The sequence below is a fragment of the Pseudoalteromonas sp. MMG012 genome, assembly GCF_018100875.1.
Taxonomy (GTDB): Bacteria; Pseudomonadota; Gammaproteobacteria; order Enterobacterales; family Alteromonadaceae; genus Pseudoalteromonas; species Pseudoalteromonas aurantia.
This window is the reverse complement of the sequence record NZ_JAGJEF010000134.1, coordinates 1-5,824: the sequence shown is the minus strand read 5'-3', so window position 1 is coordinate 5,824 and position 5,824 is coordinate 1. Positions and strand designations below refer to the sequence as shown.

General features: G+C 41.2%; 4 protein-coding genes. All 4 read left to right on the top strand.

What is annotated here, in order from left to right; genetic code table 11:
• Nucleotides 1-3,577, top strand: a 3,577-nt coding sequence (locus tag J8L97_RS22315; protein WP_211052890.1) for a contractile injection system tape measure protein, incomplete at its 5' end; no start/stop codon positions are given.
• Nucleotides 3,578-3,621: 44 nt separating this feature from the next.
• Complete coding sequence (locus tag J8L97_RS22310) at nt 3,622-4,230, top strand: hypothetical protein (RefSeq protein ID WP_211052889.1); 609 nt, start codon at nt 3,622-3,624, stop codon at nt 4,228-4,230.
• A gap of 167 nt (nt 4,231-4,397) precedes the next feature.
• A complete protein-coding gene (locus J8L97_RS22305; RefSeq protein ID WP_211052888.1) occupies nt 4,398-4,871 on the top strand; it encodes a hypothetical protein in 474 nt (157 codons plus the stop codon).
• Between the two features lie 274 nt (nt 4,872-5,145).
• Nucleotides 5,146-5,670, top strand: coding sequence for a hypothetical protein (locus tag J8L97_RS22300; protein ID WP_211052887.1), 525 nt, complete (start codon nt 5,146-5,148; stop codon nt 5,668-5,670).
• The last annotated feature ends 154 nt before the right edge of the window (nt 5,671-5,824 follow it).

Below are 5,824 nucleotides of genomic sequence, written 5' to 3'. Positions count from 1 at the left end.
TTTAATGATGCAATTACACGTTAATAAAATAGGGGTCGAACTTGAGACCCCATACAGTGTGTTAGTGCACTCAGGTAAGTCTTTAACTGATTTAGAGGCGACATTTAATCAGTGGTTATCCAAAGGGTTATCATTGTTGCAACTAGAGTTGCCTGAACTATCAGGCACAACAGAGCAGATTCAGCATTTATCAGATATAGAAATAGTATTACCCGAATTGGATTGGCAGGCCATTGAGCAGAATTCACAACCGTATTTTAATGCGGTTGTGAAACCCATAATCATGGCAAGTTTACAATCAGAATTTGATTCAGGTGTGCATGATATAATGCTAACTCAGGGGGGGTATTCGCGACCGAGCAATGGCACTTTAGGGGGATCACAAGGGCCATACAGTCCGCTTTGGAGGCATTTTGTTAAGACTTATTGTGCGCATCCGGCACGCGACGTTGTTAATACACAAAGAAATAACCTGCAGGGGGTAATTGCAAGTCACTTTAAGTTAGACAAAGTCATGTTAGAAAAATTGATTCAAGATGCTGATTGGCCCGCTACGCGAGGTCGTTTGATCAATTTATTTAATGATAGTCGTACAACTTTGGCTAATATTATGTTCCCTTTATTGCATGTTATAGAGCGGAATATGCATGGGGGAAACAAAAATGAGGTGTCGTATTTCACGGATATATTGATGAAGCTGTCGGTTCATGATGTTGAGCGATTTTGGATGTATTTAGAGCAAACTTATATTCAATATGTGGCTCAGCCATTACACCATGCTCAAACAGTTTCAGTGATACTCAAGAGTTATCATTGTTATGTATTTTGCCATGTGTTTACACAATCACACTTGCAACGTGTATTAGCTGGTTTGGGTTCAAAAGGGTCGCAGTTAAAGCTAAATACATGGTTTGCACTTCACCCTCAAGGTACTACTGTCAATCATCCTGCGCTAATAGGCCTTGAACGTATTTTGGATGATATAGAAGTGCATTATCAAAGTGCGAGTGAAAATCAAGCGATTCAGTGGATAAACGAGGTAACAGAAAAGAAAAAGCCAGCTTTAGGCCTTAATGTATATACAGATATGTCTCACTATGACCAATTGCCTGAATCGTCATTGATCAGTATGGCCGTTGATAGAGCCGCGTCTGTGCACTTTAGTGCGCGTTTGTATCAATTGCAAAGCACGTATCGACTATTAAATACATTGCAAGTTGGCGCGATGTTACCGGCTATGTTTACTATAAAGTGGTCACAGTTACAGCAGGAGTTACAAAGAAGCCACCAACTCCCCATCCAGTTTCGTATGGCCTTAGAAGCTTTTGTGTTATCGGCCAGACCCGAAATAGACACGCATCGATATGTAATACAACGTCTTGAATTGTTGCACCTCTATATCAACCGTGAGGTGGCACAGCTCAGCTTTGCTGATAAGCCGCAACACCTAAGTAAAATAAGAGTGTTACTGAGTAGCTTTTCAGATGTGCCAGTTGCGTTAATTATTAAGCTCAGAGAACTGATACTGTCATCAAATGATGTGTCTGATGCGGTAGCGCGACAGCGCAAGGGACATGTGTTAAATGAGGTTGCGCTTTGGTTGGAGCACTATCAGAAACGCGTACAATTGTCTATAACGCGGCATTCTGAAAGCTACTTGCCTGCGTTTAACATTGATCAGAATAACGAACGGGCTCAGGTTAATCGCACCGAGAGTGTGGCAACTGACTTATTGATGACTGGCATTGAAGCTATCGAGGCAGATATTGGTGAAGCCGACTATTTCTATTGTGATATTCGGGTTCGCTTGAAATATCTTGAACCTCTTTTAACACAAAGCCAATGGTTAGGCGCTCAACAATACCTAGTTACGCATGATTATGTCGGGTTACTCCAATTCATAAAAGACCCAGAGCATATGGCCATTGCAACGCAAAGCTCGACGACGAATGCTGTAACGAGGTTTCGTTCAAGGGGGCTTGTTGCTACGGATAAAACAAATCATGAGTTTGAAAAAGAGCAAACTCAGCATTTAGCTGGTGTATGTGCAGCATTGGCAGCTCGATTGAATGATATACAAACCAATAATGGCAAGCGAGTTGAAAGAGCGAATAATCAAGGTTCGAGTCATCAAGGCTATGAGGAGGTGTCAACAGGTGTGCCGGTTTTATCTACAATCGTGTTAGATTTGATAAAATCGATGGCAATTCATTTAGAGGCTATATCACTTCAAAAGGGTGATTTTGTGCCGTCACAGCACCAGTTATATGAGCGACTTACTGAACTACTGACCTGGCTTAATAGCCAATATCAATTGTGTGTTAAGCACAGAAATACTTTGCCTATTCTTAATGAAATCATTGTGTCTATTGAACAGTTGGTCGAGATTAAAAAGCGCTTTGACGACATCAACCCGAGCCTTAGTCGCGCATTACAACGCGGCATATATTGGACTCTTCCTTTAATAGAGTGGGGGGCTGAAGCGCTTATAGAGTTAGGTCAAACCAACGCGAAAAAAACCATGCAGGGTGACTGTGAACCGAGTGCAGATGAACATCCCGTTGTGCATGTACAAACTGCATCGTTAGAGAAGAATCTCTTAGAGGTTGACACTCAGCGTGATGATAACAGCAGTGTGAGTGTGTTGTCAGGCGAAAGGGAGTCGGCACTGATACATCAAGTATTGTCATCTATTGAGCCAATTTTTTGTATCCATAATTGGCAAGAGGCGAAAAGGCAGTTAAAGCAGCTACGGCGTATGGCAACGAGACAACTACCAACGGTTAATAATACCCTGTTTGAGGGGAAGGCCGACTACGGTGTTTTTGAGCTGCAAATGTTACATGATGCGGGAAGTGAAGAGACACGTTATCAAATGCCGAACTCAGAGGGGCTAATTCAGTCATTGAAAAATGCTGTTTCAGTGATTGAAAATAACCTGATGACTCAGAACAACAAGCACAGGCAGCAACTGTGTGAGCATGGCCTTGAACAATTGTTAGTTCAGGGGGAGCAAACCATCACCGCGATGCGCTGCCAGTTAATGGATAATGAAGCATTAGTTAGTGCCGATGCCGGCATTGTTTTGCTCTGGCCTTTTTTAACGCCATTGTTTGCTAAATTAGGACTATTGGATATGAAATCGGAGCCTACGCAGGGGCAATTTGTTGACGAACGAGCCCGTGCGAAAGCGCATAGTATACTGTGCTTTATTGTGGGGGTAGACCCTATGGTTCACGCGACTTACACCATTAACGCATTACTTGGGTTACCACCTACATGCGTTGTGGAAACTCCAGAGGAGGTGCTTGAAAGTGAACATAGTGCAGTTGAACATATGCTCGCAGTGGTGATTTCGCGTTGGCATGCACTGCAAGATATGTCTGTTGCGACGTTCTCTGCATTGTTTTTACAGCGTGAAGGGCAAGTGCAGCTGACAGAAAGAGGACTTGCTATCAGCATTCAAAACAAGCCGCAAGATGTACTAATGATGCGTATGCCATGGGGACTTGGCTTAATTCAGTTACCCTGGTTGCCCGAGTTATTAATTGATGTTAAATGGCACAGCGGCTTTTAACACTACAATATACCGTAAGCATTTATATTATTTGGAGGACAGTTATGTCACTAGTTCAAAATTCGACGTTACACCAACTGATCAATGAGCATCAATCACGTTATGAGCAATATGAAATAGCACGCCAAAAAGCTGATGATCAAGCTCAGCATACAAAGGAGCACTGGTACTTTACATTAAATACGCTGTTTGTCAGTCATGTATTACCGCAATTGGAGTCAGTAAAAGGACTATTGGCTGAGCACGGCTTTGAGTCAAATATTGTGGTTCAGAGAAAGGCAATACAAGCAATGGATGGTTCAGTAGCAGATGCCATTACACAAATCACTTTTTCATTATCGGGTTTACACAGTAGTGATAATACATTGATAGAGCAAAATAATAATATCAACCGCTTATTGTTTTTTACAGCTGAGCATTCGATGCACATACATGCGCGTTATATTACTGATATTGCATCAAGTGAAACACAAATGATGTATTTCTTAGACGAAAATGCAGCATCAAATACGCAAAGACCGCCTTGGACTCATACGCCGGAACAGCACCAATATTGCCCACCTTGTTATGATCATGGCAGCGAATCACATAGCGTGATCAGTGATTTCATTAATTTTGTATTTTTACAAATTAGAGGAAAATTAAACCCATAACACCGTCGCTATCAACGACCTGCAGTTTGTTATTTCAAAGCAAATCGTGTGGTGTTTGTGGGTATCTCAAACTTTTTTTCATAGTGTTTATCGAACACATTGCATTTTTTCTTCACACATTCTGCAGTACGACGTCTTCAATTTGAGCAAACACATTAAGGTGACTTATGGCTGACTATATCAGTACATTTAATCATGTATTTACCAAATCGGAAGTTGAAGTTGATATTTTTAATGTGGACATAAATACATTGGGGTGTTGGCAAACGTTACAACAAGCGGGTTTTGAGCCTGCAGAGCTACTGACCATATTCCGTCAGCAATATTGTGTTGAGATTTGGCAGCAAATAAAAGGTGAGTGTATTCGCGATCAGTTTGTTGCTGATCTGCTATTTAAAGCTGCGGTGAGAGGTTACTTAGAAAATTTACTTTTACGGTTACAAAATGCCTACTCGTTACCTTGTAACGGCATGTTGTGCAACAGTACTTTGTACATTCTAAATCATGGTAAAAGCTGCGGCTTAGATGAGTGGTTAGTATGGAGTATTGTTTATTTAGATAGCATTCAAAGCGCTGCTGTAGAGTCAAACTTTGTGTCAGGCAATTACTATTGTGGCGATATATTCAGCACGCGGCACTAAAATTCAGTCTTACTTTATACCCTGTTTTCTAGTTTATATTTGCGTGCTAAGTGCAAAGCAATGCGATACCTAGACTCTGGCTTCTTTATCCCCACCATCTCCTGCTTTTGATAATTAAAGTAGCGACCAATTATGGGAGCATCAGCTCCCCCTTCTTTCTCAAGTGAGCTTTACCAATCATTTTCCTTCTCTTTAAGGCCGTTCCCAGCTATGAAATAACCCCTTTAAAGTTCAGTTTGAGTCAATATTTTTAGTCATGATCGGAGTACTCAATATGAAACCAAAACCTAATTCTGAAATTACGCGTATTCAGCTTGGTCCCACAGTAAAAGAAAAAAACCAAACAACAAAAAAAAGGATGCACCGACCTCGCTTACCACAAGACATTGTGATGGTCATAGTAGGCAAGTGGGCGATGCCAACAACGGTCGTTTTGGTGCTAATAACCTGCTTATCGGGTTATTACCTGGATGTTGAAGCGTTTACGCCAGTGGTTGGTATGATAGCACCTGTCATAATGGCGTTAATCATGGTGATCAGGGAGGCATCGGTGGGCAAAGATGAAGATCAGGCTTTGGCTGACCGAAAACGTGAAAGAGATGAAAGAATAAAACAATATCAAATAGAAAAAGAGCTTAAATTAGCGCAAATGGCATTGGAAGAAAAAAGGCACACGCAAGAACTGGATGAAAAAGCGAGGCAATTTGATTTATCACAAGCAGCAGCCAAGGATGTGGTTGAGTTAGCCAGAGAGATGAATTCGAGTTTAGTAGACATTATGAAAAAAGAGTCAGATTAAACTGAATCAAAAATACAGGTGTCACCTATCTACATGATTCATTATTAAAATTAGAGGTGAAACAGGGCAAAAATAGGGCGCGCTTAATGAGAGGAAAGCATTTATAGCATGTAGATAGGTTTGTGTAAAAATGCAAGTTGGCAAAGCTTAGGAA

What these genes read in the sequence shown, in the direction of transcription:
- J8L97_RS22310 (WP_211052889.1), top strand. Translation starts at nt 3,622, where the DNA reads ATGTCACTAGTTCAAAATTCGACGTTACACCAACTGATCAATGAGCAT.
- J8L97_RS22305 (WP_211052888.1), top strand. Translation starts at nt 4,398, where the DNA reads ATGGCTGACTATATCAGTACATTTAATCATGTATTTACCAAATCGGAA.
- J8L97_RS22300 (WP_211052887.1), top strand. Translation starts at nt 5,146, where the DNA reads ATGAAACCAAAACCTAATTCTGAAATTACGCGTATTCAGCTTGGTCCC.